The organism is Hydrogenophaga flava NBRC 102514, assembly GCF_001571145.1.
GTDB lineage: Bacteria > Pseudomonadota > Gammaproteobacteria > Burkholderiales > Burkholderiaceae_C > Hydrogenophaga > Hydrogenophaga flava.
In genome coordinates, this window is record NZ_BCTF01000011.1 from 64,403 (window position 1) to 91,154 (window position 26,752).

Genomic DNA, 26,752 nt, shown 5'->3' on the forward strand with positions numbered 1-26,752 from the left:
GCGACGGCCCGGAGGGGTGCGCTGCCAGCGCTCGGACTTCATGGCGTCGGGCCCGTGGTGGCGATCAGGCGGTGGCGACTTCGCTGCGGGCCAGCACCGCCAGCGTGTTCTGCGCGGCGGCCACGCCCATGTTCACATAGGCGTCGCTGGTCACGCCGCCGATGTGCGGGCTGAGGATGAAGCCGGGCTGGCCGTGGAAGATGTGCGGCACGGTCATGGGTTCAATGGCGAAGCTGTCCAGCCCCGCCATGCGCACCTGGCCCGACTGCACGGCGGCCAGCAGGGCGGGCTCGTCGATCAGGCCACCGCGCGCGGTGTTCACCACGATCACGCCCGGCTTGCAGCGCGCCAGCGTCTGCGCGTTGATCAGGCCCTTGTTCTCGGGCGTGAGCGGGCAGTGCAGCGAGATCGCATCCGACTCGTGCCAGAGTGTCTCCAGGTCCACCGCGGTCACGTAGTCCGGCAGGTTCTTCGCGAAGGGGTCGAAGCCGATCACGCGCAGGCCCATGGCGTCGGCCATCTTCGCGAAGCGCAGGCCGATGGCGCCCAGCCCGACCAGACCGACCGTGCGGCCGCCCAGCTCCAGGCTCTTGTGCGTGGCCTTGTCCCAGTGGCCGTCGTGCATGCGCTGGTTCAGCTGCACCACCGACTTTGCGCAGGCCAGCAGCAGGGCCATCGCCTGTTCGGCCACGGCGGCCGCGTTGGCGCCCACGGCGACCGTCACCGCGATGCCGCGTTCGGCGGCGGCCGCCTTGTCGATGGTGTCCGTGCCGCTGCCGTGTTTTGAGATCACGCGCAGCGCGGGCGCAGCGTCCATGGCCGCGGCATTGACGCCGCTGTAGCGCACGATGATGCCGACCGGGTTCTGCTGGCGCGCCAGGGCCACGATGTCGTCCTGCGTCGGCGTCTTGCCGGCAAACACCACCTCGTACTCACTCAGCAGGGCCAGCGCCTGCGGCGCCAGGTCGGCGGCGGTCACGAGAATGACGGGCTTGGTGCTCACAGGGTCTCTCCTTCCTTGAACACGCCGGCCGCCACCAGCGAGGCGGTCAGCCACGAGGCCGAGGTGTTGCCTTGCTGGATCTGCGCGATGCGCTTGGCCTCGGCCTGCACCTTGTGTTCGGCCAGCGGCAGCAGGCTGGGCAGCACCTCGCGTTCGACCACCACCACGCCGTCACCGTCGCCAATCACGAAGTCGCCCGGGCGCACCGTCACGCCGCCGATGCTGATCGGGTGGCCGATACGTCCGCCGTTGTTCTTGGTCGGGCCGTTGGGATTGGTGCCGACCGAGAAGACCGGGTAGTCCATCTCGTCGATCTCCAGGCTGTCGCGCACCGCGCCGTCCATGACCACGCCGGCCAGGCCGAGCTGGCGGCAGGCGGTCATCATGATGGTGCCCATCAGGGCCGAGGTCTGGTCGCCCTTGCCGTCGATCACCAGCACGTCACCGGGTTTCGCCAATGCCATGGCGGCGTGGATCATGAGGTTGTCGCCGGGGCGCACCTCGACGGTGAAGGCCGGGCCGGCCACCTTCATGCGCGGGCGCAGGGCCTGGATGCGGCCGTGCAGTGCGCCGCGGCGGCCATTGATGTCGGAGAAGATGGCCGGCTGGAACCGGGCGGCCTGCGCCACCAGGTCGGGCGCGACGCGCGGGAAGTCTTTGACGATGTCGGGCTGGGACATGGCGGGTGTTGTCAGTGAAAGGGAAAAGGAAAAGAGGGCCGTGCTTCACCGTGCCGGCGCGTGACCGGCAACGAACGAAGTGCCTGTGGCCAGGACACCCGCGGAACCGGCTCTGCCGGGCCGCTGGGTGTGTCCCCCTCCCAGCGCCGCAGGCGCGCCAGAGAGGGGGAAGCCGCGTCAGCGGCGCAGGGGTGTCAATCCAAAGTGGCGCCCGAGGCCTTGACGATGGGCGCCCAGCGCGCAAGGTCGCTCTTGATCAGGCTGCCGAAGGCTTCGGGCGTGCCGCCGAGCACGTCGGCGCCCTGGTCGCTCAGCTTCTTCTTCAGGTCGGCCGACTGCAGCGCCTTGTTGATTTCGGCGTTGAGCACGGCGACGATGTCCTTGGGCGTGCCTGCTGGTGCGACGAAGCCGAACCAAGTGACGGCCTCGAAATCCTTCACACCCGATTCCGCGATGGTGGGCACTTGGGGCAGGTCGTCCACGCGCTTGAGCGAGGTCACCGCGATCGGGCGCATCTTGCCGGTCTTGATCTGGCCGATCAGCGTGGGCACCGAGGACAGGTACAGCTCCACACGGCCACTGACCACGTCGGTGGAGGCCGGGCCTGCTCCCTTGTACGGGATGTGGGTGAAGTCCACGCCGGCCGACTTCTGGAACAGCACGCTGGTCAGGTGCGCCACAGTGCCGTTGCCCGAGAAGGCCATGTTCAGCGAACCCGGCTTGGCCTTGGACGCGGCCACCACCTCGGCCAGGGTCTTGTAGGGCGAGGTCTCGCCCACGACCATCACCAGCGGCGCGTTGGCAACCAGACCGACGGGTGTCAGGTCCTTCACCGAGTCGTACGGCATCTTGCTGTAGAGCGTCGGGTTGATCGCCAGGTTGCTGGTCTGGCCCAGCGCGATGGTGTAGCCGTCGGCCGGCGACTTGGCCACCAGGTCGATACCGATGTTGCCGCCGGTGCCCGGGCGGTTCTCGACCACGAAGTTCCAGCCCTTGGTGGTCTGGATCTTGGTGGTCACCTCGCGGGCGATCAGGTCGGTGCCGCCGCCGGCAGGGAAGGGCACGATGACCTTGATCGGCTTGGTGGGGTAGGCCTGGGCGAAGGCGGCGCCGGCGGCCAGCAGCAGGCTGGCGGCGGCAAGGGCGTGGCGGCGGGAAATGCTCATGTCTTGTCTCCGGATGTCGGTGGTTGGGAAGCGCCTCGGTGATCGGTGGGCGGCTGGGGCGGACTGTACGGGCGTGTTTCGTTCAATACAATGCTGTTTCAACAGTCGAAACATGGGCCAAAGCATGAAACCATCCCGAGAGACCGCCGAGGCCCCCGAGACGGCCGACGCCGAGAGCAGTACCGGCAGCGTGACCGCCGTCACCCGGGCGCTGCGGGTGCTGGAGTGTTTCGGCATGGACGACCCCCAGCTCACGCTGGCCGAGATGAGCCGGCGCACCGGCATGCACAAGACCACCACGCTGCGGCTGGCGCGCACCCTGGCGGCCGAGAACTACCTGGTGCAGAAGGAAGACGGAAGCTGGCGTCTGGGCCGCGCGGCGGGCTGGCTGGGCGCGTGTTACCAGGCGGTGTTCGACGTGCACGAGGTGGTGGAGCCTGTGCTGCGCGCGCTGACCGTGCAGACCGGCGAGAGCGCCTCGTTCTATGTGCGCGAGGGCCAGCAGCGCCAGTGCCTGGCGCGGGTGGACGGACCGCAGACCATCCGCCACCACGTGCGTGTGGGCATCGGCCTGCCGCTGAACCTCGGGGCGCCGGGGCGCGTGATCCTGGCGTTCTCCGGCGAGCCGGGCGAGCCCTACGAGACGATCCGCCGCCGGGGCTTTCACCTTTCGTTGGGCGAGCGGGAGCCGGAGGTCTCCAGCGTGTCGGCGCCGGTGTTCGGGCTGCACTGGCGGCTGCTGGGCTCGGTCTGCATCTCGGGGCCTACATCACGGCTGCCGGAGGCACGGCTGATGGAGCTGGCCCAGACGGTAATGACCGCAGCCAACGAACTGTCGTATGCGATCGCCGGCACGCGGCGCGCAGCACCGGGCAACGCCCCGGCGGCGACCTGGCGCCCGTGATGCTGCGGCGTCAGCCGGGTGTGCCGGCTCCCTGGTTGATGTGGTGTGCCGCGCGGTGCAGGTGGGCGATGAAATGCCGCACCGCCGGGGACACCGCCGAGTCGCTGCGCACGATGGCGCCCACAGTCAGTGGCAGGCCTTCCTCTTCCACCGGCACCACCGACAGGTAGCGCGCGCACAGCGGGTGCGCCGCAATCTGCTGGGGCAGCAGGCCCACCAGATCGCCCGAGCCCACCAGCGAGAGCAGGGCGAGCGTGGAGTTGACCACAGCACCCACGGCGGGTGCCGCCATGCCGAGGCTTTCGTACAGCAGCTTGGCGTAGCCCTCGTCGCTGGTGGCCCCGGTGTAGACCCACTTCGCGCTCGCCAATTGCTTCAGGGAGTGCGCCCGCTCTAGCGGGTGGCCCTTGCGCACCACCACCACCATGCGCGTCTGCACCAGCGGTTCGGTCACGAACTCGCCGCTGGACAGACCCTGCGGGATGCCGCCCACGGCGACGTCAACTTCGCCGCGGCGCAGCCGCTGCAACTGCGCGATGTACAGCTCCTCGCTCACCCTCAGGCGGATGTCGGGAAAGGCCGCGCCGAAGGTGCGCAGGGTTTCGGGAATGAGCAGCATCACCGCCAGCGGCACTGCGCCCACACTCAGCTCGCCCACCATGCGGCCACCAAGCTGGTGCACCTGGTCCACCACCGAGTCCAGCTCGCGCAGGGACTTGGTCGCCTGTTCGAACAGCAGCTTGCCCTGGGCTGTCGGCACCACCCCTTTGTTCGAGCGCATCAGCAGGCGGGCCCCAAGTTCCAGTTCGAGTTCCCGCACGGTCTTGGTCAGCGCCGGCTGCGAGAGGTCCAGCTGGCGGGCGGCCGCGCGCAGGCTGCCGTTCTCCACCGCCGCGACCAGGGCTTTGAGGGCGATCAGTTTCATGGGCAAAGGGCCTGCGACGGTGTCGGGGGGCCGGCGTTGGGGGCAGGGGGCGGGGCTTCACGGGCGACGATCGCGCCCCATTATCGGCACCCGCACGCCACCCGCGGTCAGCGGTCCTCGTGGCGGTGCCGATCCTCGCGGGCCAGCCGCTCGTCGATCCAGGCGAAGGCGTCCTGCACGTCGTAGTTGCCCGCGTGGCCCTGGTCCCAATGCAAGGCGAAATCGACCGTCCGGACCCGGCGATCAGCCTTGAGCGCGCGGCTGATGTTGTAGGCCACCGTGAAGGATGTGTCGCGGTCGCGCGCGCCATTGCGGATGCGCCAGTGCGGGGTGATCCCTTCGGTCCGGCCGATGTAGGCCAGGGCGTTGATCATCCGGTACTGGTGGAGCAGGAAGTCCCGCTGCGGGTAGTCGGACCAGGCGTAGCCGGTGTTGCGCAGGCCGACATCGGTCTGCGGAGGATTGACCGCATCACCGCCGTTGTTGCGGTTCCACGCGTACTCGGTGAAGTTCGAATACACCTGCGCCGCGGTGCCGAACAGGTTGGATTCGCCACCGTGGTAGTTGCCGTAGATCGCCGCGCCCGCGGCGGTGGTGTCGCCCGTTGCCGTGGTCGCGAGGATGGCCGTCTGGCCGACCTGGTCGAAGCTCGGCATCGCCTTCAGACGCGCCTGCTTTGCCACGAAGCTCAGGTACTTCTCGATGTCGAAGAAGGTCACGGTGCCGCTGGCGTCGATGTCGATGAAGTCGTTCTTGTAGGACAGCGTGCCGCTGCCGCCGGCCACGCCGTTGGCGGCCGCCGTGCCGGTGGCACCCAAAGCGACGACGGACTTGCCTGCCCTCACGTAGGCGGATGCCGCCTTGCGGAACTCCTTCTCCAGCGCTGCCAGCATGTTGTCGGTGGTCAGGGGTTTGCCCTCGTCGTTTTTCAGGCGCAGACCGGCCTGGTAGGCCTTGAACCTGTTCATCAGTTCGGCGCTGCCGGCCGGGTCGGGGTTGGCCGCGCGCACGATTTCCTGGCCACTGGGGTCGACGATCAGCCCCGCCTTTTGGTCGGCCGAGACTTTCGAGCGTGTGCCCAGGACGTTGAACATCCATTCGTAGGCCATGTCGGCGCTGCCCATGTCCTGGATCGGGCAGTAGGCCACCACTGCGAAGACGCTGTCGCTGATCAGGCTCCGGCCCCGTGCGTCGATCCCGGCGGCGCCGGTGGCCAGGAGGTAGGGCAGGTAGTCTGCGTGGTCGCCGGTGGCCGCGAGCTGGGTGGCCTGCGCGCCGCCACCGCTGGTGCCGTTGACCACGATGCGTTCGGCATTGCCCGGCATGCGGTTGTCGTTCAGGCGCAGGTAGCGCACGGCCGCCTTGGCGTCGACGATGGCGGCGGGCGCCTTGCCCTGGTAGACACCGTCGCCGTAGACGCCTGTGGGGGCCGTGGCGCCCCGGCTGCGGGAGGCCTGTTGATGTAGACCATGCCGCGCTTGAGCGCCGCCCCGATCTTGTCGGTGTCGCTGGTGCTGGTGTAGCTGCGGCCAGCAACGATATCGGCGCCGCGGTAGTTGGTGCTGGTGATGGGGGCCACGCCATCCCAGCCACCCAGGCCGCCCTGGTAGCTGGCGAACCAGCCGCTGTTGTTGACGTTGAGCAGGATGGCGTTGTCGCGCCGTGAGGCGTCGGCCTCGCGCACGAAGATGTTCATGTTCTGGTAGCCGCAGGCCTGGTTGTCGACCTGGATCGGCGGGCCGAGCGCGGGTTGCTGGGGTGCCAGCGCCATCGGCTGGCCCACGTAACACACCTCGCGGTACCAGCGCACCGGCGTGGCCACGCCGTCCAGCGTGACGGTGATCGTGGTGTATTTCGCCGCGTCGAAGGCCAACTGGCGGTCATGGGTGCCTGTGCGCTGGCCTGGGGTCCGGTCGCTCCGGGCTCCTGCATCGGGGCTGGCGTCGGCCCAGGCGGCGGTCAGGCCGGTGGCGCATAGCGTGGCGATGGTGGCTGCGAGGGTGCGCCGCTTGAAAGATCGTTGCATGGTGGTCTCCTTTGGTGGTCATGGACCGGTTCTCGGTCTGGCTAGAAACAAGAATGCAACTCACTTTAGGCAAGCGCCGCGACCGCAAGAAGATGGCGCGTCGCGGGGTGCGATAACCAATCCTGATCATGGTTGGCCCTCTTGAGTCTCCTTCGACCGCAGCGGGGGATGTCACTGGGTTATCGCGGTGGCTCACTGGGCATCTGCACAGACCGTCAGCGCGTCACCAGAATCCGCGCCCAGGCCGGTTTGACATATCGCAAGCCGGCGGACTTCAGGAGACACCGTTTCATGGCCACCATCGTCGGCGCCGTCGCCGCCTCGCACACCCCCACCATCGGATTCGCGCACGACGCGGCCAAACAGAGCGACCCGGTCTGGGCGCCGATCTTCGAGGCCTTCGAGCCGTCCCGCCGGTGGCTGGCCGAGCAGAAGCCCGATGCGCTGGTGGTGGTCTACAACGACCACATCAGTTCCTTCTTCCTAGACCACTATTCCAGCTTCGCGCTGGGCGTAGGCGAGCGCTGGGCCGTGGCGGACGAGGGCGGCGGCGTGCGCGGCATTCCGGGCATCGACGGCCACCCGGCGCTGGCGGCGCATATCGGCGCTTCGGTCATGGCCGACTCGTTCGACTTGTCCTTCTTCCAAGGCAAGCCGCTGGACCACGGTTGCTTCTCGCCGCTGTCGGTGCTGCTGCCGCACGGCGAACAGGGCTGGCCGCTGCCCATCATTCCGCTGCAGATCGGGGTGCTGCAGTTCCCCATGCCCACGGCCCGCCGCTGCTACGAGCTGGGCAAGGCGCTGCGCCGGGCCATCGAGAGTTACCCCGATGACTTGCGCGTGGCCATCGTCGCCACAGGCGGCCTGTCGCACCAGGTGCATGGCGAACGCTGCGGCTTCAACAACGTGCCCTGGGACCACCAGTTCCTGGAGCTGATCGAGAAGGACCCCGAGCGCCTGGCCGACCTGACGCAGGCCGAACTGGCCGAGCTGGGCGGCGTCGAGGGGGCCGAAGTGATCATGTGGCTGGTGATGCGCGGCGCGCTATCGGCCTCGGTCACCAAGCGGCACCAGGCGTATTACCTGCCGTCGATGACCGGCATTGCCACCGCCGTGTACGAAAACCAGGCACAGCCCGCCGTGGCGGGCGAGATCCGCCGCCAGCAGGACAAGATCGCGCTGCAGACCCGGGGCGCCGAGCGGCTGGAGGGCACCTATCCGTACACTCTGGCGCGCAGCGTCAAGGCCCAGCGGCTGAACCGGTTCCTGCACGCCATGGTGCAACCCGCGCACCGCGCGGCTTTCCTGGAAGACCCGGAAGCCGCGTTCGAGCGGGCGCAGCTGAACGACGAGGAGCGCGACCTGGTGCGCCGGCGCGACTGGCGCGGGCTCATTCAATATGGCGCGATCTTCTTTGTGCTGGAGAAGCTGGGCGCGGTGGTTGGCGTGAGCAACCTGCACCTTTACGCCGCAATGAAGGGCTTGCCGCTGGGAGAGTTCCTCAAGACCCGCAATGCGCCGGGCGCGCTGTATTCGGTGGCCGCCGTCCCTGCCACACCGCAAGGCCAGGTGGATTTTGCCTCCGCTGCCACACCCAATTAACCGTCTGGTACAGAGCAAACCGGCATAGCTGAAAGTCGCACTTGCCACTTTTCAATAGGTGGCAAAGCGCGCACAGTGCGGCCGTTCTTCCGGATTCCGGAAGCAGCCGATTGGATTTCACCTTTTCCCCCTGGATTTCGTTTCATGAACATGCTTCGCCGCGGCGCGCTGATCGCGCTGGCTTCCCTTGGTTTCTCCGGTCTGGCCCAGGCCCAGACCGTCACCCTGCGTCTGCACCAGTTCCTGCCCCCGCAGGCCGCCATCCCGGCCAAGGCCATCATTCCCTGGGCCCGCAAGATCGAGGCCGAGTCGGGTGGCCGCATCAAGATCCAGGACTTCCACGCCATGCAGATGGGCGGCTCGCCGCCCCAGCTGTTCGACCAGGCGCGCGATGGCGTGGCCGACATCACCTGGACGGTGCTGGGTTACACCCCGGGCCGCTTCAACAAGTCCGAGGTGTTCGAGCTGCCGTTCATGTGCAGCGGCGGCCCCGAGAAGTGCTCGCGCGCCTTCCACGAGTACGTGGAGAAGAACGCCGCCGACGAGTTCAAGTCGGTCAAGCTGCTGGCGGCCCACACCCACGGCCCCGGCCTGTTCCACACCAAGCAGCCGGTGGCGGGGCTGGAGAGCTTGCGCGGCATGAAGATCCGTGGCGGCTCGCGCATCATCAACAACATGCTGGTCAAGCTGGGCGCCACGCCGGTGGGCATGCCGGTGCCGGCCGTCACCGAGGCCCTGTCCAAGGGCGTGATCGATGGGGCGACCGTGCCCTGGGAAGTGGCGCCTTCCATCAAGCTCCCCGAGCTGGTGAAGAACCACACCAGTTTCGCCGGCAAGGATGGTCTTTTCACCCAGACCTTTGCCCTTGTGATGAACCGCGCGTCCTACGACAAGCTGCCGGCCGACCTGAAGAAGGTGATCGACAACAACTCGGGCATCGAGCTGGCCGCCGCCTTTGGTCGCACCATGGATGAGGCCGACAAGGTCGGTCTGGCCATGGCTCAGAAGGCCGGCAACAACCTGGTGGCACTCGACGTGGCCGAGACCCAGCGCTGGCGCCGCACCGCGTCGGTGGTCGAGTCCGACTGGGTGACGGAAATGAAGGGCAAGGGCATCGATGGCGCCAAACTGGCGGCCGAGGCCCGCGCCCTGGTGGCGAAGCAGAACAAATAAGAAGCGGGATGCCCTGGTTTCCGGTTTCTCAATGAGAAAACGGTTTACCCATGTGAAATCATGAGCTAGAGTCTCGCGCGCCGCCCCAAGGGCGGGCGCAGACCGTGTGAGAGACAATGGGCGCCCCGTGGCGCTCAAGACAACAAAGGACCCGAGGATGATTTCTTTCATTTATCGCCTGGCCAACTGGACCGCCATCATTGGCGGGATCGTGCTGGTGGCGCTGACTCTGATGGTGGTGGCGAGTGTGGCGGGGCGGGCCCTGATCGGGCTGGGTCTGGGCCCCGTGCCCGGCGACTTCGAGCTGGTCGAGGTCGGCGTGGGCATCGCCATCTTCTACTTCCTGCCCTGGTGCTACCTGCGCGGGGGGCATGCCACGGTGGACCTGCTCTACATGCACATGCCCAACGTGTTCAAGAAGGCGGTCGACCTGTTCAGCGATGTGGCCATGCTGCTGGTGTGGCTGGTGCTGACCTGGAAGCTCTGGGAAGGCATGCTGGAGAAGAAGGAGTACCTGGAGACCACCTTCATCCTGCAGATGCCCATCTGGTGGGCCTACGCGTTCTGCCTGGTGGGTGCGGTGATCGGCTGCATCTGCTACGTCGCCAAGACCCTGACCCGACTGGGCCTGGCGTCCGAGCCCAAGGGCTGGACCGTCGAAGCCAATGTGAGCCACTGAGAACCAGCGCCTGAACATCATGAGCAACATCCAACTGGCCCTCTGGTCCTTTCCCTTTCTTCTGCTGCTGATCTTCGTGCGGGTGCCGATCGGCCTGTCCATGCTGCTGTGCGGCCTGGGTGGCTCCTGGGTCATCTACGGCAATGCCGACCCGATCCTGAACCAGCTCAAGCAGGTCACGTTCACCACCTTCTCCAACTACAACCTGTCGGTGATCCCGCTGTTCCTGCTGATGGGGCAGTTCGCGGCGCTGGGCGGTCTCTCGCGCGCGCTGTTCAAGGCGGCCGAGGCCTGGATCGGCCACCGCAAGGGCGGCGTGGCGATGGCGGCTGTGGGCGCCTGTGCCGGCTTTGGCGCCATCTGCGGTTCTTCGCTGGCCACCGCGGCCACCATGGGCCAGGTGGCCCTGCCCGAACTCAAGCGCGCCGGCTATGCCGGTGGCATCTCCACCGCGTGTCTCGCGGCCGGCGGCACGCTGGGCATCCTGATCCCGCCATCGGTGGTGCTGGTGATCTACGCCATCCTGACCGAGCAGAACATCGCCAAGCTGTTCCTGGCCGCCTTCGTGCCCGGCATCCTGGCCGCCATCGGCTACATGATCACCATCGCCATCTATGCGCGCCTCAAGCCGCAGGAGATGGGCACGATGGCACCGATGCCGATGAAGGAGCGCTGGGCCGCGACCATCGCCACCTGGCCCGTGATCGCCATCTTCCTGGTGGTCGTCGGCGGCATTTACTCCGGCATCTTCACGCCCACCGAAGGCGCGGCCATCGGTGCCTTCTGCACCGGCATCGCGGCCTGGGCCAGCGGCGGTCTGAACCGCAAGACCCTGCTGGACTCGGTGCTGGGCACAGCCGTGGCCACCGGCATGATCTTCATGATCGTTCTGGGTGCCGGTCTCTACAACACCTTCCTGGCGCTGTCGCAGCTGCCGCAGGAAGCCGCAGGCGCGGTGGCCGGCTGGGGCCTGAGCCCGATCCTGGTGCTGGTCGCCATCCTGGTGCTCTACGTCATCCTGGGCTGCTTCATGGATTCGCTGTCCATGATCCTGCTGACCATCCCGGTGTTCTTCCCCATCATCATGGCGCTGGACTTTGGCCTGCCGCCCGAAGAGCTGGCCATCTGGTTCGGCATCCTGGTGCTGATCGTGGTGGAGGTGGGGCTGATCACGCCGCCGGTGGGCATGAACCTGTTCGTCATCAATTCGATGGCCAAGGACACGCCCATCACCCACACCTACCGCGCCATCCTGCCCTTCGTGACCAGCGATTTCGTGCGCACCGCCATCCTGGTGGCGTTTCCCTCGATCACGCTGTTCGTGCTGCGCCTGTGATGAGCCGCACCGGCTATCGAGACCTTGAATAGCTGAATGGGCCCGCAAGTGATTGCGGGCCTTTTTGCTGCTCGGTACATTGATCCTCGTTCCCGACCATCCAACCACAAAAGGAGACTTCCATGAGCCGTTCCGTTTCACCGCTGCGCCGCAGCCTGCTGGCATCGGCCCTGGCGCTGTCTGCGCTGGGCATCGCGCCTGCCGCGCAGGCGCAGACCTTCCCGAGCAAGCCCCTGCGCATCGTGGTGCCCTTCGCCGCGGGCGGTGCGGGTGACCTCACGGCCCGCATCGTGGGTGCCGAGCTCAGCACCTCGCTGGGCCAGCCGGTGACGATCGAGAACCGGCCCGGCGCGGGCGGTGTGGTGGCGGCCGACACGGTGGCGCGCGCCGAGCCCGACGGCCACACGATGTTCCTGATGTCCAACGGCACCGCCGTCACGGCCAGCCTGTTCAAGAGCCTGCCCTACGACACGCTCAAGGACCTGGCGCCGGTCTCGACCCTGGGCACTTTCGACCTGGTGGTGGTGGTGCCGGCCGAGTCGCCGTTCAAGACCCTGGGCGAGCTGGTTGCCTTCGCCAAGGCCAACCCCAACAAGCTCAACATCGGCAGCATCAACATTGGCAGCACGCAGAACCTGGCGGCCGAGCTGTTCAAGTCCAGCGCCGGCATCGACGCGCAGGTCGTGCCGTTCAAGGCGACGCCGGAGCTGGTCGGCGCGCTGCGCGGCAAGCAGGTGGACGTGGGCGTGGAGATCCTCGGGCCCACGCTGACGCAGATCAAGGCCGGCGCCTTCCGCGCCCTGGCCGTCACCGGCAAGAAGCGTTCGAGCATCCTGCCTGAGGTGCCCACCGCGGTGGAGCAGGGCGTCAAAGACTTCCAGGCCTCGTCGTGGAACGCGCTGGCGGTGCCCGGCAAGACGCCGCGCCCGGTGATCGACCGCTTGCACAAGGACATCGTGGCCGCGCTGGCCAAGCCCGAGGTGAAGAAGAAGCTGGCCGACCTGAACATCGACGCCGATGCCAGCACCCCCGACGAGGCCGCGCAGTTGCTGGCCTCGGACATCAAGCGCTGGGGCGCTGTGATCGAAAAAGCGGGCATTCCCAAACAGTAAAGAGGACGCGGCATGAGCGATGTGCGCATCGGCTTGATCGGCTACGGCGAGGTGGGCCGTGTTTTCACGGCGGGTCTGCAGGCGCATGCTGCCTGGACCGGCGCCTGGGACCTGAAGTTCGCCGATCCGGCGCAGCGAGCGGAACCGCTGGCCCACGCGGCCGCCGCCGGTGTGGTGGCCTGCGACAGTGCGGCCGCGCTCTGCGCCCAGGCCACGCTGGTGATCTCGGCGGTCACGGCGAGCAACACGCTGGCGGTGGCCGAGGCGGTGGCGCCGCACATCCGGCCCGGCAGCGTGTTCCTCGACCTCAACTCCGCCTCGCCCGGCACCAAGCAGAAGGCCGCGGCGCTGATCGACGCGGCCGGCGCGCACTACGTCGAGGCCGGTGTCATGACCTCGGTGCCGCCCTACGGCATCCGCGTGCCCGTGCTGCTGGGCGGTGCATACGCCGCGCGCCTACAGCCGGTGCTGGCCGCGCTGGGCATGGATGCGAAGGTCACTAGCGAGCGATTGGGTATCGCCTCGGCCACCAAGATGTGCCGCAGCGTGATGATCAAGGGCCTGGAAGCGCTGGTGATCGAGAGCTACGCCACCGCGCGGCACTACGGCGTCGAGGACGCGATGATCGCCACGCTGCAGGAAACCTTCCCCGGCATCGACTGGACTAAGCAGGGCGCCTACTTCTTCAGCCGCGTGGCGCAGCACGGCAAGCGCCGCGCCGAGGAGATGCGCGAGGTGGCGAACACCGTGCGCGAGGCCGGCTTCGAGCCCTTCATGGCGGCGGCCATCGCGCAGAAGCACGACTGGATGGCGGCGCAGGCGCGGGCGGGGCACTTCGCGGGGCTGGGTCCCAATCCGCCGTGGAAGGACTACGCGGACCAACTGCTCGCCCACCGTCCCGCCGCGAACGACGATTGACTGACCCCCACGCTCCACCGCTGCGCGGGTCGCTGCCCCCCAAGGGGGCGCGGTTTCCGCTTGGGGCGGCCCTGCGCTGGAAACCTGCCTGACCTCACATGCTCGACATCCTGGCCATCACCGGCCCGATCTACCTCTGCATCGCCCTGGGCTACCTCGCCACGCGTGGTGGCCTGTTCGATCGCGCCGACATGCGCGTGTTCGGCAAGTTCGTCATCAACCTCGCGCTGCCGGCGCTGCTGTTCAACGCGCTGTCGCAACGCAGCGTGGGCGAGATCTTCAACGGCCGTTACCTCGCGGCCTACGCGCTGGGCAGCCTGATCCTGCTGGGCGGCGCCGTGCTCTGGTACCGCAAGGTGGCGCATGAAGGCATGGCCCGCTCGGCCATCCTGGCCATGGGCATGTCCTGCCCCAACAGCGGCTATGTGGGCTACCCGGTGCTGCTGCTCACGCTGGGCGCACCCGTGGCGGGTGTGGCGCTGGCGCTGAACATGGTGGTGGAGAACCTGCTGATCATCCCCATCCTGCTGGCGCTGGCCGACATGGAACGCCATGAGGCCGGCCACTGGCGCCAGGTGGTTCTGCAGACGCTGCAGGGCCTGGTGCGCAACCCGCTGATCATCGCCATCGTGGCGGGCTTCCTGGTGTCGGCGCTGGGCGTTCCCATGCCGTCGCCGGTCTCGCGCACGGTCACGCTGTTCGCGCAGGCCAGCAGCGCGCTGTCGCTGTTCGTGATCGGCGGCAGCCTGGTGGGCCTGCAGCTGCAGGGCCTGCGCACGGCGGTGGCGCAGATTGGCGTGGGCAAGCTGGTGCTGCACCCGCTGTGCCTGCTGGCCGTGATGACCTGGCTGGTGCCGATCGGTGATCCACAGCTGAAGGTGGCGCTGCTGCTGACCGGTGCCATGCCGATGATGGGCATCTACACCATCCTGGCCCAGCGCCATGGCCACGAGGGCCTGGCTTCGGCGGCGCTGCTGGTGGGCACCATGGCTTCCTTCTTCACGCTCAGCGGCCTGCTCTGGCTGCTGCGCCACAGCGCCGGCTGGCTGGGCTGACCGGCCCGTTCAGAGCCCCAGGTCGGCGCGCACCTGGGCGATGAGGTCCAACGCCGCGCGCTGCGTCAGCGTGGCCGGGCGCTGCGAACTGGTGGCCAGGCTCACCCGGGTGCGCAGACGCGGTTCGATCGGGCGCATGCGGTAGGCCGAAGGCCGGATCGATGAAATCACCGCCTGGCGAGAGAGCAGGGCCGCACCCGCGCCATCGGCCACCAGGTCGAGGATGGCCGAGACACCGTCGATCTCCAGCGCCACGTTGGGCCGCAGGCCGATGGCGGCCATCTCGGCCTCCACATGCATGCGCAGCGCGTTGGGCCGGCTCGGGATCACCAGCGGCAGCGCAGCCACCTCGGCCAGCGGCACAGGGGGTGGCGGCGGTTCTTCGGCCAGTCCGGGCGGGCGCGGCTGCACCAGCATCAGCTCCTCTTCCATCAGCGGCGTGATCTCGATGTCGGGCGCTGGCGTGGCGTTGTAGAGCACGGCGATGTCCAGCCGGCCGGTATGCAGCCATTCCTGCATGGTCGCCGACAGGCCCTCGCTGATCGACAGGCTGGCCTCGGGCAACTGGGTCCGGAAGGCGCGCGTCAGCGGCACCGTCATCACGCGCGCCAGGCTGGGCGGCAGGCCGATGGCCACGCGCCCGGCCAGCGCACCGCGCACCCGGCCCAGTTCCTCGCGCGCGCGCTCGACCTGGTGCAGGATGCCGCGGCCGTGTTCCAGCAGCAGCTTGCCGGCGTCGGTGGGCGTGGCGCCGCGGCCGTTGCGGATCAGCAGGTTCTGCCGGAGTTCGACCTCCAGCAGACGCACCTGGCGCGAAAGGGCGGGCTGCGCCACGTCCAGCGCGAGGGCGGCCCGGGTGAAGCTGCCCAGCTCGGCGACGCGCACGAAATATTCGAGTTGTTTGAGGTCCATACAGGTCCTGCGGTGAGGACCTGATTATTTCACTCTGCGATAGCTCGGGTCTGGTTATGTGAAAACGACAGAGTCAGTCCACCTTCACCCGCCCGGAGGTGATGACCGGCTTCCAGCGCTCGATTTCCGACGCGATGTACTTGCCGAAAGCCTCGGGTGTGGTCGGGTTGGCGACCGCGCCTTCGGCGCCCAGGCGCTTCTTCAGCTCGGCCGAGTTCAGCGCGGCGTTGATCGCCTGGTTGAGCTTGGCCACGATGTCGGCGGGTGTGCCGGCGGGCGCGACCACGCCGTACCACTGGTCGGCTTCGAAGTCCTTGAGGCCCAGGGCCTCGTTGACGGTGGGCACGTCGGGAAGCGCCTCGACGCGCGCCTTGCCCGACACCGCCAGCGCCTTGAGCTGGCCGTTGCGCACCTGGGCGATGACGGCGGGCACACCGGTGAACAGCACCTGGGTCTGGCCGGCCACGAGGTCGTTCACCGCGGGCGCCGTGCCGCGGTAAGGGATGTGCACCAGCGAGATGCTGGTGCGCATCTTCAGGTATTCGGTCGCCAGGTTGGCGGCGCTGCCGTTGCCGCCCGAACCGTAGTTCAGCCGGCCCGGGTTGGCCTGGGCATAGGCCACGAACTCCTTCATGTTCGTGGCCTTGGTTGCGGGGTGCAGCACCAGCACATTGGGCACGTTGGCCACCCAGGCCACAGGCGCGAAGTCCTTGACCGGGTTGTAGGGCAGCTTGGGGTAGAGGCTGGGGTTCACGGCGAGGGTGCCGATGTGGCCCATCAGCAGGGTGTAGCCGTCCGGCGCGGCCTTGGCCACCTTGTCTGCGCCGATGGCACCGCCTGCGCCGGGCACGTTCTCCACCACCACCAAGGCGTTCCAGGCCTTGCCCAGTTCCAGGCCAATGGCGCGCGCCAGGATGTCGGTGCTGCCGCCGGGGGTGAAGGGCACCACCAGCCGGATCGGGCGGCTGGGGTAGGCCTGGGCCTGGGCGGCCAGCGGCAGGGCGCTCAGCAGGCCGAGGGTGGCGAGGGCGGTCCACTGGCCAAAGAGTCGGCGGCGGGGCAGGGTGCGGTGCATGGTGTGTCTCCAGGGTGTTGGTGTTGTGTAGCCAATCTATCAGCGCCATTTCGTGCGCGTCAGTCGCTCAGGCATCTGTCAGGTATCGCATCCCGGCATGAGTGGGTAGTCTCATGATTTTTTGCGATATCTGGTAGAGGGTTATGTCGCTTGTGATGCTCACAGGGCCGAACCAGAATGCGCCACCACCGAAAGCACCCAGGAGACCCGCGCATGAGCCTGCAGAAGCCCCTCATCATCGATTGCCACGGCCACTACACCACGGCCCCCAAGGCGCTGGAGAACTGGCGCAACCAGCAGATCGCCGGCATCAAGGACCCGGCCGTCAGCCCTAAGGTCGCCGACCTCAAGATCAGCGACGACGAACTGCGCGAGTCCATCGAGACCAACCAGCTCAAACTGATGAAGGAGCGCGGCTCGGACATCACCATCTTCAGCCCGCGCGCCAGCTTCATGGCGCACCACATCGGCGACTTCAACGTGTCGTCCACCTGGGCCGCGATCTGCAACGAGCTCTGCTACCGCGTGAGCCAGTTGTTCCCCGACCACTTCGTGCCGGCGGCCATGCTGCCGCAGAGCCCCGGCGTGGACCCGGCCACCTGCATCCCCGAGCTGGTCAAGTGCGTGGAGCAGTACGGCAACGTGGGCCTGAACCTCAACCCCGATCCCTCGGGCGGCCACTGGACCAGCCCGCCGCTGACCGACAAGTCCTGGTACCCCATCTACGAGAAGATGGTCGAGTACGAAATCCCCGCGATGATCCACGTCTCGACGTCCTGCAACGCCTGCTTCCACACCACTGGCGCGCACTACCTGAACGCCGACACCACGGCCTTCATGCAGCTGATCCAGGGCGACCTGTTCAAGGACTTCCCGACGCTGAAATTCATCGTCCCGCACGGCGGTGGCGCGGTGCCCTACCACTGGGGCCGCTTCCGTGGCCTGGCGCAGGAGATGAAGAAGCCCCTGCTCAAGGATCACCTGCTCAACAACGTGTTCTTCGACACCTGCGTCTACCACCAGCCCGGCATCGACCTGCTGACCAAGGTGATCCCGGTGGGCAACATCCTGTTCGCCTCCGAAATGATCGGCGCGGTGCGCGGCATCGACCCCGAGACCGGCAACTACTACGACGACACCAAGCGCTACGTGCAGGCCACCGGCAACCTGAGCGACGAGCAGCGCTACCAGGTCTACGAAGGCAACGCGCGCCGCGTGTTCCCGCGCCTGGACGCCCGCCTGAAGGCGGCCGGCAAGTAAGCATCACAGAACCCGAGGAGAAAGAACATGTACGAACTGGGCGTTGTCTACCGCAACATCAACCGCGCCGACCGCGCAGCCGCCGATGGCCTGGCCGCGCTGGGCTCGGCCACGGTGCACGAAGCCATGGGCCGCGTCGGCCTGCTCAAGCCCTACATGCGGCCGATCCAGACCGGCGTGCAGGTCAGCGGCACGGCCGTGACCGTGCTGCTGCACCCCGGCGACAACTGGATGCTGCACGTGGCGGCCGAACAGATCCAGCCCGGCGACATCGTGGTGGCGGCCATCACGGCCGAGTGCACCGACGGCTACTTCGGCGACCTGCTGGCCACCAGCTTCCAGGCCCGTGGTGCCCGCGCACTCATCATCGACGCCGGCGTGCGCGACGTGAAGACGCTCAACGAGATGAACTTCCCGGTCTGGAGCAAGTGCATCTCCAGCAAGGGCTGCATCAAGGAAACCATCGGCTCGGTGAACATCCCCGTGGTCTGCGCCGGCATGCTGGTGACCCCGGGCGACGTGATCGTGGCCGACGACGACGGCGTGGTCTGCGTGCCCGCCGCCCGCGCGGTCGAAACCCTGGCCGCCGCGCAGAAGCGCGAGAGCTTCGAAGGCGAGAAGCGCGACAAGCTGGCCAGCGGCGTGCTGGGCCTGGACATGTACAAGATGCGCGAACCGCTGGCTGCCAAGGGCCTGCGCTATATCGACTGAGGAGACGCCATGAGCAAACCCACCTCCGGTGACTTCACCAAAACCGCTGGCTGGCTCGACTGGTACACCGGTCCGTCCAAGCCGAAGTTCCAGCTGCCCGCTGGCGCCGTTGACGCGCACTGCCACGTCTTCGGCCCCGGCGCCGAGTTCCCCTACGCCCCCGAGCGCAAGTACACCCCCTGCGATGCCAGCAAGCACGAGCTGTACGCGCTGCGCGACCACCTGGGCTTTGCTCGCAACGTGATCGTGCAGGCCACCTGCCACGGCGCGGACAACCGCGCCATGGTGGATGCTTGCGTGTCCAGCGGCGGCAAGGCGCGTGGCGTGGCCACGGTCAAGCGTTCGGTGACGGACGAAGAGCTGCAGCGGCTGCATGCCGCCGGTGTGCGCGGTGTGCGCTTCAACTTCGTCAAGCGCCTGGTGGACTTCACGCCCAAGGACGAGCTGCTGGAAATCGCCGGCCGCATCAACAAGCTGGGCTGGCACGTGGTCATCTACTTCGAGGCCGTGGACCTGCCCGAGCTGTGGGACTTCTTCACCGCGCTGCCGACTACGGTGGTGGTGGACCACATGGGCCGGCCCGACGTGAGCAAGCCCATCGACGGGCCCGAGTTCGAACTGTTCCTGAAGTTCATGCGCGAACACCAGAACGTGTGGAGCAAGGTCAGCTGCCCCGAGCGCCTGTCGGTCACCGGACCCAAGGCCTTGAACGGTGAGCAGGCCGCCTACCAGGACGTGGTGCCGTTCGCGCGCAAGGTGGTCGAGGAGTTCCCGGACCGCGTGCTCTGGGGCACCGACTGGCCGCACCCGAATCTGAAAGACCACATGCCCGACGACGGCCTGCTGGTCGACTTCATCCCGCAGATTGCGCCGACCGCCGAGCTGCAGCGCAAGCTGCTGGTGGACAACCCGATGCGCCTGTACTGGCCCGAAGAAGTCAAGTAAAGGAGACATCCATGGCACTCGACAAACCCTACAAGGACGTGCCCGGCACGATCATCTTCGACGCCGAACAAAGCCGCAAAGGCTTCTGGCTCAACCAGTTCTGCATGAGCCTGATGAAGGCCGAGAACCGCGAGAAATTCAAGGCCGACGAGCGTGCCTACCTCGACCAGTGGGCGATGACGGAAGAGCAGAAGCAGGCCGTGCTGGCGCGCGACCTCAACTGGTGCATGCGCACGGGCGGCAACATCTACTTCCTGGCCAAGATCGGCGCCACCGACGGCAAGAGCTTCCAGCAGATGGCGGGCTCCATGACCGGCATGACCGAAGAGGAGTACCGCAACATGATGATCAGCGGCGGCCGCAGCGTCGAAGGCAACCGCTACATCGGCGAAGACGGCACCGCGCAGGCGCACCGCCAGCCCCAGGGCTCCGGCGCCGCAGCAAAGAAGGCTTGACCATGGCAAAAATCACCGCATCCGTTTTCACGTCGCACGTGCCCGCCATCGGCGCGGCCATGGACCTGGGCAAGACCAAAGAGGACTACTGGAAGCCGCTGTTCGCGGGGTACGACTACTCCAAGCAGTGGATGAAGGACAACAAGCCCGACGTCATCTTCTTGGTCTACAACGACCATGCCACGGCCTTCAGCCTGGAGATGATTCCGACCTTTGCCATCGGCACGGCGGCCGAGTTCACGCCGGCCGACGAAGGCTGGGGCCCACGCCCGGTGCCGAAGGTGATCGGTCACCCCGATCTGGCCTCGCACATCGCGCAGTCGGTCATCCAGCAGGACTTCGACCTCACCATCGTCAACAAGATGGACGTGGACCACGGCCTGACCGTGCCGCTGTCGCTGATGTGCGGCGAGCTGGACCCCAAGAAGGACGCCTGGCCCTGCCCGGTGATCCCGTTCGCGGTCAACGTGGTGCAGTACCCGGTGCCCTCGGGCAAGCGCTGCTTCATGCTGGGGCAGGCCATCCGCAAGGCGGTGGAGAGCTACGACGACAACCTGAACGTGCACATCTGGGGCACGGGCGGCATGAGCCACCAGCTGCAAGGCGCGCGCGCCGGCCTGATCAACCGCGAGTGGGACAACGCCTGGCTCGACAAGATGATCGCCGACCCCGTGGGCTGCGCCGACACGCCGCACATCGACTACGTGCGCGAGGCCGGCAGCGAAGGCATCGAGCTCGTGATGTGGCTGATCGCCCGCGGCGCCATGTCCGACATCGTCGACGGCAAGGTCCAGGGGCCTGCGCCTGTCGTCAAGCACCGCTTCTACCATGTGCCCGCCAGCAACACCGCTGTGGGCCACCTGATTCTTGAGAACGCGTAAGGAACACACCATGACCATCAAAGTAGCCCTCGCCGGCGCCGGCGCTTTCGGCATCAAGCACCTGGACGGCATCAAGAACATCGACGGCGTTGAAGTCGTGTCGCTGATCAGCCGCGACCTGGAGAAGACCAAGGAAGTGGCCGACAAGTACGGCATCAAACACATCACCACCAAGCTGGAAGACAGCCTGGCGCTGAAGGAAGTGGACGCCGTCATCCTCTGCACCCCCACACAGATGCACGCCGAGCAGACCATCGCCTGCCTGAAGGCCGGCAAGCACGTGCAGGTTGAGATCCCGCTGGCCGACAGCCTCAAGGGCGCGCAAGACGTGGTGGCGCTGCAGAAGCAGACCGGCCTGGTGGCCATGTGCGGCCACACCCGCCGCTTCAACCCCAGCCACCAGTACGTGAACCAGAAGATCACGGCCGGTGAATTCAACATCCAGCAGATGGATGTGCAGACCTACTTCTTCCGCCGCACCAACACCAACGCGCTGGGCCAGGCCCGCAGCTGGACCGACCACCTGCTGTGGCACCACGCGGCGCACACCGTGGACCTGTTCGCCTACCAGTGCAACAGCCCCATCGTGCAGGCCAACGCCATCCAGGGCCCGATCCACCCCGTGCTGGGCATCGCCATGGACATGAGCATCCAGCTCAAAGCCGCCAACGGCGCGATCTGCACGCTCTCGCTGTCCTTCAACAACGACGGCCCGCTGGGCACCTTCTTCCGCTACATCGGCGACACCGCGACCTACATCGCGCGCTACGACGACCTGTTCACCGGCAAGGAAGAAAAGATCGACGTGTCCAAGGTGGCGGTGTCCATGAACGGCATCGAGCTGCAAGACCGCGAGTTCTTCGCCGCGATCAAGGAAGGCCGCGAGCCGAATTCCAGCGTGGCCAAGGTGTTCAACTGCTACCAGGTGCTGCACCAGCTGGAACAACAGCTGAACGCGTGATCCTTGAGGGCGGGGGCGGCGATATCCTTCACGGATGAACTGGAAAACCCTCGCCTTCGCTGCCCTGATCGGTTTCGGTCTCTGGCAGCACCTGCAGAACCGGCCGGTGAGCACCGGCCCGGGTGTGGTCGCTGCCGCGGAGCCGCGGCAGGGCGACACCAGTTCGGACGTCTTTGCCTTCAAGGGCTACACCCTGCAGCCGCTGCAGGACTTCCGCATCGAGGCCCGGGTGCTGGCCAGCGAGACCTACCGCAGCGACCGCGAGGCCGATCTCTCTCCGGTCGATCTGGCCCTGGGCTGGGGGCCGATGTCGGACAGCGCGGTACTCGACAAGGTGAAGATCAGCCAGTCCAGCCGCTTCTACTACTGGCGCGTCGACGAGTTCCCGATCCCGCGCCAGGAGATCGAGCAGTCCAGCGCGAACATGCACATGATCCCCGCCGACGGCACGATTGAGCGCCGCCTCAAGGACGTGCGGCCCGGGCAGGTCGTTCGCATCGACGGCTGGCTGGTCGAAGCACGCGGCAACGACGGCTGGCGCTGGCGCAGTTCGCTCACCCGCAACGACACCGGCGCCGGCGCCTGCGAAGTCATCTTCGTGCGCGACCTGCAGGTGCTCTGATTTCCTCTTTTTCGAAAGCCCACCCATGCAACAACGCCAACTCGGTTCTTTCACGGTCTCGGCCATCGGCCTGGGCTGCATGAACATCTGCCATGCCTACGGCGCGCCTGTTTCCGAACAACAGGCCGAGCGCGTGCTGCTGGCGGCGCTGGACGCGGGTGTCACCCACTTCGACACGGCGGCGCTCTACGGCTTTGGCGCCAGCGAGACGCTGGTGGGCAAATACCTGTCGAAGCACCGCTCGAAGTTCACCCTGGCCAGCAAGTGCGGCATGCAGGGCGTGCCCAACGAACAGGGCGTGAAGGTGCGCGTGATCGACGGCCGCCCCGAAACCATCAAGGCCACCTGCGAAGACGCGCTGCGCCGCCTGCAGACCGACGTGATCGACCTCTACTATCTGCACCGCTGGGACAAGAAGGTGCCCATCGAGGAGAGCGTCGGCGCGCTGGCCGACTTGGTGCGCGCAGGCAAGATCCGCAGCATCGGCCTCTCCGAAGTCTCGGCCACCACGCTGCGCAAGGCGCATGCCGAGCACCCGATAGCCGCGCTGCAGACCGAGTACTCGCTGTGGTCGCGCAACCCCGAGATCGCGGTGCTGCAGGCCTGCCGCGAACTGGGCGTGAGCTTCGTTGCCTTCAGCCCGGTGGCGCGCGGTTTCCTGTGCGGCCCGATGGACGTGAGCGCCTTCGATGCCAAGGACATCCGCCGCAGCATGCCGCGCTTCTCGCCCGAGAACTACGCGAAGAACCAGGCCCTGCTGCCGGCCTACAACGCCATCGCGGCGGAGGTCGGCTGCACGCCGTCGCAGCTGGCCATCGCCTGGCTGCTGCACCAGGGCGAGGACATCCTGCCCATTCCGGGCACGACGAGCGTGGAGCACCTGATGGACGACATCGGCGCTGCCGAGGTGAAGCTGTCCGCCGAGGTGATCGCGCGCCTGAACGCGCTGATCAACCAACACACCGTGCACGGCGACCGCTACAACGCGCAGGCCAACAGCGAGGTCGACACCGAGGTGTTCTGACCCGCCGGGTCTCAGCCCGCGGCGCCGCGGGCCGCACAACGGCGCACGAAATCCGCCAGCGGTTCGCTCACGCTGGTGTCGCTGGTGCCGAAGCTGAAGCCGCCCGAGAAATGGTTGTGCTCGCGCACGCAGCGCAGCTCGGGCGTGAAGCCGTGGCGCGAGACTAGGCGCGCGAACAGCTCGCCGGCCTGCACCTGCATCGTCAGCAGGTCGCGCTCGGCAAAGCTGATCCACAGCGGGAAGGGCGCGGCATCGACCTGTTCGGCGGTGCTCGCCGCGTCGATCACCGCGGGATCGGTGCCGAAGTAGGCGTCGTTGCGCGGATCGGGTGTGGGCACGCCCAGCGCCGCCCGCGAGAGCGCTTCCATGCGGGCGTTGTAGGGCCCTGAGAACAGCGCCGCGCCGGCGATGTGCCAGCCCGCAGGCTGGAAGCGCCGCATCAGCGTGGCCGCCGCCACATGGGCGGCACCGGCCGACTCGCCCGCCAGCACGGTGCGCCGCGCGTCGCCGCCGAAGCGCTCGGCCCCGGTCTGCAGCCAGCGCCACACCGCCACCACGTCTTCTGCGCCGCTGGGCCAGCGGCTCTCGGGCGCAAGGCGGTAGTTGGGCAAAACGGTGACAAAGCCCTCGCGCGCGCCCCAGAAGCCCAGGTTGGCGCGGGCCCGCTTGTCGCCGCGGATGAAGCCGCCGCCGTGCAGCCACACCAGCACCGGCGCAGCCCCCGACGTGTTCTGTGGTGCAAACACATCCAGGCGGTGGCGTTCGTGCGGGCCATAGGCCAGGTCGGCGTGCACCGCCACGCCGTCGCGCGGCTGGGCCGCGAGCAGCGGTTCGTACAGCGCCTGCACCTCGGGCAGGTTGAAGCCGGTGCCCAGGGCGCGCAGGCGGTTCGCAAGGTCGTCGTTCATGCAAGGCTCCGGGTGGCTATGGGCGTGCGTCCTGCCAGGTGCAGGCAGATCGCGGCAACCCCGCCGACGACCAGCATCGCCAGACCCACGGCCTCATAACCGTGGAACTTCACCAGGGTACCGCCGATCACCGGGCCGAGCGCTGAACCGGTCATCAGCATGGCGGGCGTCGCGGCCAAGGCGCGACCGCTCGGATCGAGACCGGCGAGCATGCCGAAGGCGAAGGTGTGGGTGAAGATCATCACCGCCGAGAACAGGCACATCGCCACCGCCCAGGGCGCGAAGCCGCTGGCCGTCATCACGGTGAACCCCACCAGCGCCTGGACCACCGGCCCGATGCGCACCACCTGGCGGGCGGGCAGGCGCCGTTCAAGCAGCGCGGCCAGCGCGGCCGGCGTCAGGTTGACCAGGCCCAGCGCGATCAGCACACCCGTGATCGCGTCAAGCCCGAAGCCTCGGTGCTGGCCCACGCGCTCGGCAAAGCTGAACGTCATGGCCTGGGCCAGAGACATCGCGCAGATGCCCGCGATGCCCAACCACACGGTGCTCGACAATCGGCTCGCCGGCGCGGCCCGGCGCTCTTGCGATTCGCCAGCCGCAGTCGGAAAGCCCAGCCCGCAGGCCAACGCAGCCAGTGCCATCACGACGGCAAAGGCGGTGAAGAGCGACGCCGTTCCCAGGCGGGCCACCAGCTGCGCGGAGCCGCCGAGGAAGACCACCGCAAACACGCCCAGTGCAATGCCCACGAGCGCAAAGAGCCGGTGCGGCCGTTCGCTGCGGGCGATGGTGCCGTGGGTGATGCTCAGGCCGGCCCCCACGCCCAGGCCTGCGATGGCGTGCCCAATGACCATGGCGGGCATGGTGAGCACCGACGCCATCAGTCCGAAGGCCGCGGCGGCCAGGGCGTAGGCCGGTGCAGCCACCGTGCGCGGCCGCAGGCGCTGCAGGCGCGGAGCCAGGCCCACACTGGCCACCACGGCCCCGATCAGGAACAGCGAGACAAGCATGCCGGCTTGCTGCGGGTCGAGCTGCTGGTGCTGCACCAGCGCGCCCACCCAGACCGGCAGGGCCACCAGGTCGATCATGCCCGCGCAGTGCGCCACCATCAGGGCGGCCACGTGGCCGCGGGATGCGCGAGCGGTCATGCCGGTTCCTTGTGGAAGCGCCCGTCTTTCATGATGGCCTTGAGCGCGTGCCGGTTCTGCAGGATCGCCACGTCCGCCGTCGGATCGCCTTCGACCAGCAGCAGGTCGGCGAGGTAGCCGGGTTGGACCCGGCCCAGTTCATGGCTCTGGCCCATGATCTCCCCACCCAGGGCGGTGGCTGCGTGCAGGGCTTCGGCCGGGGTGTAGCCGAAGTGGCGCACCCACAGTTTCAGGTCCCAGGCGTTGCGGCCGTTGGGGTTGAACGGGAAGCCGTAGTCGCCGCCAGGCAGCAGACGCACGCCGCGCTTGCGCAGCTCCGGGACCAGCGCTTTCTGCCGGGCCAGCACCTCGGCCGCATCCTGCTTCATGTGCGTCATGTCGAAGTGGGGCGGCGGGGTGGCGTCCAGCGTGGCCTGGATGATGCCGATGCTCGGCGCCACAAACACCTGTCCGCGGGCGGCCTCCAGCAGGTCCAGTGCCTCGTCGTCCGCATAGGTGCAGTGGTAGAGCACGCGGAAGCCGGCCTTCACCCCCAGCTTGACGGCCGCGGCGGCGTGGGCATGGCCGGTGAGCCACAGGCCGTGCTCGCGGGCGGCTTCGCCGGCGGCCATCAGCTCCTCTTCGGTGTAGAGCAGTTGCTGGCTGGCGCCGGGCTTGAGCGCGCTCTCCCCGGAGATCAGGAACTTCACCGCCTGGGCACCGATGTCTTTGCAGCCCCGCACAAACGCGGCCACGTTCGCCGGGCCGGCGCCGTGCTCGTCGACCTTGCCGGGGTCGAGGGCGCCGTCGTTGGGCGGCTCCCGTTCGAGGGATGAGGCCACCAGGCGCGGTCCCGGCATGCCGCCCGAGTCAATCATCGCCTTGAGGGCTGGTTCGATGCGCTTGCCCAGTGCGCCGGCCGAGTAGGCGCTGGTGAAGCCGTGATCGAGCAGGATGCGCGCATTCCGCGCGGCGGTGAGCGTGAGCTCTTCGGGCGGCAGGCTCATGCCGGGCACGAACTGCTCCACGCTGGTGGGCCAGGTCAGGTGGGCGTGGGCCTCGGTGAGGCCGGGCATCAGCACGCCCGAGCCGCCGTCGATGACGCGGGCGTTCTCGTGCGGGACGTGCGCTCCGTCGCGCGCGACGGCGGTGATGCGGTTGGCTTCCACGCGCACCTCGCCGGCGAAGGGCGGGGCGCCGCTGCCGTCGAAGATGCGGACGTTGGTGAAGACGATGGGTGTTGCAGTGGTGGTCATGTCGGGGTCATTGGGTTGGGGCGCGGGCTTCTATTGCGC

27 protein-coding genes are annotated in these 26,752 nt (G+C 67.6%); 16 read left to right on the forward strand and 11 right to left on the reverse strand.

The window, feature by feature from the left end:
- Positions 1–64 precede the first annotated feature (64 nt).
- The 3 genes from HFL01S_RS11260 to HFL01S_RS11270 all read right to left on the reverse strand — a co-directional run bounded on the left by HFL01S_RS11260 (position 65) and on the right by HFL01S_RS11270 (position 2,849).
- Complete coding sequence (locus HFL01S_RS11260; protein WP_066258433.1) at positions 65–1,003, reverse strand: NAD(P)-dependent oxidoreductase; 939 nt, start codon at positions 1,001–1,003, stop codon at positions 65–67.
- Complete coding sequence (locus tag HFL01S_RS11265; RefSeq protein WP_066258435.1) at positions 1,000–1,683, reverse strand: RraA family protein; 684 nt, start codon at positions 1,681–1,683, stop codon at positions 1,000–1,002. The genes HFL01S_RS11260 and HFL01S_RS11265 overlap by 4 nt, the downstream gene beginning before the upstream one ends.
- Before the next feature lie 194 nt (positions 1,684–1,877).
- Positions 1,878–2,849, reverse strand: coding sequence for a Bug family tripartite tricarboxylate transporter substrate binding protein (locus tag HFL01S_RS11270; RefSeq protein WP_066258437.1), 972 nt, complete (start codon positions 2,847–2,849; stop codon positions 1,878–1,880).
- 124 nt (positions 2,850–2,973) lie between these two features.
- On the opposite strand from HFL01S_RS11270, the gene HFL01S_RS11275 reads away from it, so the two are divergent.
- A complete protein-coding gene (locus HFL01S_RS11275; RefSeq protein ID WP_066258441.1) occupies positions 2,974–3,753 on the forward strand; it encodes an IclR family transcriptional regulator in 780 nt (259 codons plus the stop codon).
- A gap of 10 nt (positions 3,754–3,763) precedes the next feature.
- On the opposite strand, the gene HFL01S_RS11280 is transcribed toward HFL01S_RS11275, so the two are convergent.
- The 3 genes from HFL01S_RS11280 to HFL01S_RS25675 all read right to left on the reverse strand — a co-directional run bounded on the left by HFL01S_RS11280 (position 3,764) and on the right by HFL01S_RS25675 (position 6,704).
- Positions 3,764–4,678, reverse strand: a complete 915-nt coding sequence (locus HFL01S_RS11280; protein ID WP_066258443.1) for a LysR family transcriptional regulator — start codon at positions 4,676–4,678, stop codon at positions 3,764–3,766.
- 107 nt (positions 4,679–4,785) lie between these two features.
- Positions 4,786–6,033 carry a hypothetical protein gene (locus HFL01S_RS11285; RefSeq protein WP_245644787.1) on the reverse strand — a complete coding sequence of 416 codons (1,248 nt, stop codon included), beginning with the start codon at positions 6,031–6,033 and terminating at the stop codon, positions 4,786–4,788.
- Positions 6,015–6,704 (reverse strand): hypothetical protein, encoded by a 690-nt coding sequence (locus tag HFL01S_RS25675; protein ID WP_245644788.1) that lies wholly within the window; start codon positions 6,702–6,704, stop codon positions 6,015–6,017. Before HFL01S_RS25675 ends, HFL01S_RS11285 begins: the two co-directional genes overlap by 19 nt.
- Positions 6,705–6,995: 291 nt before the next feature.
- Between HFL01S_RS25675 and HFL01S_RS11290 the strand changes: the two genes are divergently transcribed.
- The 7 genes from HFL01S_RS11290 (at position 6,996) to HFL01S_RS11320 (ending at position 14,579) form a co-directional block, all read left to right on the forward strand.
- Complete coding sequence (locus tag HFL01S_RS11290) at positions 6,996–8,306, forward strand: gallate dioxygenase (protein WP_066258444.1); 1,311 nt, start codon at positions 6,996–6,998, stop codon at positions 8,304–8,306.
- A 144-nt stretch (positions 8,307–8,450) separates the two neighbouring features.
- Positions 8,451–9,479 (forward strand): TRAP transporter substrate-binding protein, encoded by a 1,029-nt coding sequence (locus tag HFL01S_RS11295; RefSeq protein WP_066258446.1) that lies wholly within the window; start codon positions 8,451–8,453, stop codon positions 9,477–9,479.
- A 157-nt stretch (positions 9,480–9,636) separates the two neighbouring features.
- Entirely contained in the window at positions 9,637–10,158 is a 522-nt protein-coding gene (locus tag HFL01S_RS11300; protein WP_066258447.1) for a TRAP transporter small permease, read from the forward strand.
- A 19-nt stretch (positions 10,159–10,177) separates the two neighbouring features.
- A complete protein-coding gene (locus tag HFL01S_RS11305; protein ID WP_066258448.1) occupies positions 10,178–11,494 on the forward strand; it encodes a TRAP transporter large permease in 1,317 nt (438 codons plus the stop codon).
- A 122-nt stretch (positions 11,495–11,616) separates the two neighbouring features.
- Entirely contained in the window at positions 11,617–12,606 is a 990-nt protein-coding gene (locus HFL01S_RS11310; RefSeq protein WP_066258451.1) for a Bug family tripartite tricarboxylate transporter substrate binding protein, read from the forward strand.
- A 12-nt stretch (positions 12,607–12,618) separates the two neighbouring features.
- Positions 12,619–13,524, forward strand: a complete 906-nt coding sequence (locus tag HFL01S_RS11315) for an NAD(P)-dependent oxidoreductase (RefSeq protein WP_066258453.1) — start codon at positions 12,619–12,621, stop codon at positions 13,522–13,524.
- Positions 13,525–13,622: 98 nt separating this feature from the next.
- A complete protein-coding gene (locus HFL01S_RS11320; protein ID WP_066258455.1) occupies positions 13,623–14,579 on the forward strand; it encodes an AEC family transporter in 957 nt (318 codons plus the stop codon).
- A gap of 9 nt (positions 14,580–14,588) precedes the next feature.
- Here HFL01S_RS11320 and HFL01S_RS11325 read toward each other — a convergent pair whose 3' ends face one another.
- Complete coding sequence (locus HFL01S_RS11325; protein ID WP_066258457.1) at positions 14,589–15,491, reverse strand: LysR substrate-binding domain-containing protein; 903 nt, start codon at positions 15,489–15,491, stop codon at positions 14,589–14,591.
- A gap of 73 nt (positions 15,492–15,564) precedes the next feature.
- On the reverse strand, positions 15,565–16,566 hold the full coding sequence (locus HFL01S_RS11330; RefSeq protein ID WP_066258459.1) for a Bug family tripartite tricarboxylate transporter substrate binding protein: 1,002 nt from the start codon (positions 16,564–16,566) through the stop codon (positions 15,565–15,567).
- A 213-nt stretch (positions 16,567–16,779) separates the two neighbouring features.
- Between HFL01S_RS11330 and HFL01S_RS11335 the strand changes: the two genes are divergently transcribed.
- From HFL01S_RS11335 to HFL01S_RS11370, 8 genes are read left to right on the forward strand one after another with little or no spacing between them, the layout of a single operon-like run.
- On the forward strand, positions 16,780–17,826 hold the full coding sequence (locus HFL01S_RS11335) for an amidohydrolase family protein (protein ID WP_066258461.1): 1,047 nt from the start codon (positions 16,780–16,782) through the stop codon (positions 17,824–17,826).
- Between the two features lie 27 nt (positions 17,827–17,853).
- Positions 17,854–18,537, forward strand: coding sequence for a 4-carboxy-4-hydroxy-2-oxoadipate aldolase/oxaloacetate decarboxylase (gene ligK / locus HFL01S_RS11340; protein ID WP_066258463.1), 684 nt, complete (start codon positions 17,854–17,856; stop codon positions 18,535–18,537).
- Positions 18,538–18,546: 9 nt separating this feature from the next.
- Complete coding sequence (locus tag HFL01S_RS11345) at positions 18,547–19,482, forward strand: amidohydrolase family protein (protein WP_066258465.1); 936 nt, start codon at positions 18,547–18,549, stop codon at positions 19,480–19,482.
- A gap of 11 nt (positions 19,483–19,493) precedes the next feature.
- Positions 19,494–19,937, forward strand: a complete 444-nt coding sequence (gene ligA / locus HFL01S_RS11350; protein WP_066258467.1) for a protocatechuate 4,5-dioxygenase subunit alpha — start codon at positions 19,494–19,496, stop codon at positions 19,935–19,937.
- 2 nt (positions 19,938–19,939) lie between these two features.
- Entirely contained in the window at positions 19,940–20,818 is an 879-nt protein-coding gene (locus tag HFL01S_RS11355; protein WP_066258469.1) for a class III extradiol dioxygenase subunit beta, read from the forward strand.
- Positions 20,819–20,828: 10 nt separating this feature from the next.
- On the forward strand, positions 20,829–21,779 hold the full coding sequence (locus HFL01S_RS11360; RefSeq protein WP_066258471.1) for a Gfo/Idh/MocA family oxidoreductase: 951 nt from the start codon (positions 20,829–20,831) through the stop codon (positions 21,777–21,779).
- Between the two features lie 34 nt (positions 21,780–21,813).
- Positions 21,814–22,401 carry a hypothetical protein gene (locus HFL01S_RS11365; protein ID WP_066258473.1) on the forward strand — a complete coding sequence of 196 codons (588 nt, stop codon included), beginning with the start codon at positions 21,814–21,816 and terminating at the stop codon, positions 22,399–22,401.
- A gap of 25 nt (positions 22,402–22,426) precedes the next feature.
- On the forward strand, positions 22,427–23,425 hold the full coding sequence (locus HFL01S_RS11370; protein WP_066258475.1) for an aldo/keto reductase: 999 nt from the start codon (positions 22,427–22,429) through the stop codon (positions 23,423–23,425).
- Positions 23,426–23,436: 11 nt separating this feature from the next.
- On the opposite strand, the gene HFL01S_RS11375 is transcribed toward HFL01S_RS11370, so the two are convergent.
- Genes HFL01S_RS11375 through HFL01S_RS11385 form a run of 3 tightly spaced genes read right to left on the reverse strand, consistent with a single transcriptional unit; the run spans position 23,437 to position 26,713 of the window.
- Complete coding sequence (locus HFL01S_RS11375; RefSeq protein ID WP_066258478.1) at positions 23,437–24,333, reverse strand: alpha/beta hydrolase; 897 nt, start codon at positions 24,331–24,333, stop codon at positions 23,437–23,439.
- On the reverse strand, positions 24,330–25,478 hold the full coding sequence (locus HFL01S_RS11380; RefSeq protein ID WP_066258479.1) for an MFS transporter: 1,149 nt from the start codon (positions 25,476–25,478) through the stop codon (positions 24,330–24,332). The genes HFL01S_RS11375 and HFL01S_RS11380 overlap by 4 nt, the downstream gene beginning before the upstream one ends.
- Positions 25,475–26,713 (reverse strand): amidohydrolase family protein, encoded by a 1,239-nt coding sequence (locus HFL01S_RS11385; protein WP_066258480.1) that lies wholly within the window; start codon positions 26,711–26,713, stop codon positions 25,475–25,477. The genes HFL01S_RS11380 and HFL01S_RS11385 overlap by 4 nt, the downstream gene beginning before the upstream one ends.
- Between the last annotated feature and the right edge of the window lie 39 nt (positions 26,714–26,752).